This is a genomic window from Methylobacterium sp. B1 (assembly GCF_000333255.1).
Classification (GTDB): domain Bacteria; phylum Pseudomonadota; class Alphaproteobacteria; order Rhizobiales; family Beijerinckiaceae; genus Methylobacterium; species Methylobacterium fujisawaense.
Genome location: NZ_BACT01000393.1, coordinates 1 through 2,271 on the forward strand (window position 1 = coordinate 1; position 2,271 = coordinate 2,271).

Sequence of the window (2,271 nt, forward strand, 5' to 3'; positions counted from 1 at the left end):
TAGTTTGGCGCCGGTTCGCCGGGGCCCTTGGGCAGAGGCCGTCCGGCGGCCCGACCTCGGGTCCGGTCGCCGCGCCGCGGATTCCTCCCAATCGTCGCGCATCAGGAGCCTCGGCCCATGGACTTCCTCAAACCACGGTACACGCCTATGAACCGCCGCCGTCGCATCTACGAGGGCAAGGCGAAGGTCCTCTACGAGGGGCCGGAGCCCGGCACGCTCATTCAGCACTTCAAGGATGACGCGACGGCCTTCAACGCGAAGAAGCACGAGGTCATCGACGGCAAGGGCGTCCTGAACAACCGGATCTCCGAGTTCGTCTTCCAGCACCTCAACGACATCGGCGTGCCGACGCATTTCATCCGCCGGCTCAACATGCGCGAGCAGCTGATCCGCGAGGTCGAGATCATCCCCCTCGAGGTCGTGGTGCGCAACGTCGCGGCCGGCTCGCTGGCGACCCGGCTGGGCCTGGAGGAAGGCACCCAGCTGCCGCGCTCGATCATCGAGTTCTACTACAAGAACGACGCGCTGAACGACCCGATGGTCTCCGAGGAGCACATCACGGCCTTCGGTTGGGCGACGCCCCAGGAGATCGACGACATCATGGCGCTGGCGATCCGCGTCAACGACTTCCTGTCGGGCCTCTTCCTCGGCGTCGGCATCCGACTGGTCGACTTCAAGATGGAGACCGGCCGCCTCTGGGAAGGCGACATGATGCGCATCGTGGTCGCTGACGAGATCTCCCCGGATTCCTGCAGGCTCTGGGACATCAAGTCTTCCGACAAGCTCGACAAGGACCGGTTCCGCAAGGATCTCGGCGGCCTGATCGAGGCCTACACCGAAGTCGCCAAGCGGCTTGGGATCATGTCGGAGAACGAGAAGGTCCAGGGCAGCGGCCCGCGCCTCGTCCAGTAAGCGCGTTCAGGCGGGTGGGCGGCGCAGGTGCGTCGGCCCCGCCTCCGGAAAGCCCGGCCGCAGCCGGGCGTGGGTCGAGAGGTCCGGATCGAAGCCCGGGTGATAATGGGGGTCCTGCACCAGTAGCGGCCCCCATCGGTTCTTCAGCGCCGCGATCTCGCGCTGGTGGCGGGCGCGGGCCTCCGGGGTCCAGCGGCGGCTCGCCGCCTCTCGGTGGTGCAGAACCGCTCCGGGGACCAGCAGCGTGCGATAGCCGGCCGCGTTGAGGCGCAGGCAGAGATCGACATCGTTGAAGTCCACCGCGAAGACCGCCTCGTCGAAGCCGCCGACCGCCCGGAACTTGTCCGCTTCGACCGCCAGGCAGGCGGCCGTGACCGCGGAGACCGCGTGCGTGACGCGCAACGCCGCCAGATAGCCGGACGCGTCCCCCGGGAAGTGGCGGTGCCCGTGGGTGACAAGGCCGCCGGTCCCGAGCACGATGCCGCCGTGCTGGATCCGTCCCTCGCCGTCGAGGAGCTTGGCGCCGACGGCGCCGACATCCGGTCGAAGGGCCTCACGGGCCATCCGAGACAGCCAGTCGGGCCGGAACGCCTCGACGTCGTTGTTGACGAAGACCAAGAGCCGGCCGCGGGCGCGGGCCGCGGCTGCGTTGTTCATGGCGGCGAAGTTGAACGGCCCGGGACAGGGCACGACATGCCCCCTCCCCTCCCCTTCGAAAGCGCGCAGAAAAGCGAGAGTCTCCGGCTCGCGACTGTCGTTGTCGCAGACCAGGATCTCGATCGACGGCCAGTCGGTGCAAGACCGCAGGCTTTCGAGACAGGGGCGCAGGAGATCCAGGCGATCGCGGGTCGGCACGATCAGGCTGGCCAGAGGCCAGGTCTCGGGAAGGGGATGTTCGACCTGGACGAGGCTGTCGGGCCCCACCGCGACCCGGACGGCCGACCGCCCCGTTCGGTCCAGGTGATCCCGCACGATCGCGTGATGGGACGCGGGGCCCTCCGCGCCTTCCGGCGGCGGGACCGGGCGTCCGGCGCGCCGCACGGACAGAAGCTCCGGGATATGGCCGATCGCGCCCGGGCCGAAGCGCTCGGCAATCCGGAACGCGGCCTCAGCCGGGCTTCGGGGCGCGGCGGCCGGGTCAAGGGCGCTGCCGCGGCAGGCCAACACGGGCCCGAGATAATCGAACGCTACGAGCCGGTCGGCGTCGAAGACCGGTGGCAGAAGCGGCACCACCACACCGCCGATCCGCTCCTGCACGAGGGCATCGCCATAGAGGGCTTGGAGGTCGGGCTCCGCGGCGAAGCGGGCGGCGATCCGCTCGGGTGCGCCGGTCACGAGGATGCCGTCACCGATCAGACG

At 69.3% G+C, this 2,271-nt stretch carries 2 protein-coding genes; one reads left to right on the top strand and one right to left on the bottom strand.

The window, feature by feature from the left end:
* Positions 1-117: 117 nt before the first annotated feature.
* Complete coding sequence (purC, locus tag I53_RS11445; protein ID WP_043350657.1) at positions 118-912, top strand: phosphoribosylaminoimidazolesuccinocarboxamide synthase; 795 nt, start codon at positions 118-120, stop codon at positions 910-912.
* A gap of 6 nt (positions 913-918) precedes the next feature.
* Here the strand turns inward: purC and I53_RS11450 are convergent.
* Positions 919-2,271 (bottom strand): glycosyltransferase (locus I53_RS11450; protein WP_043350659.1); only part of this gene is annotated, 1,353 nt, incomplete at its 5' end.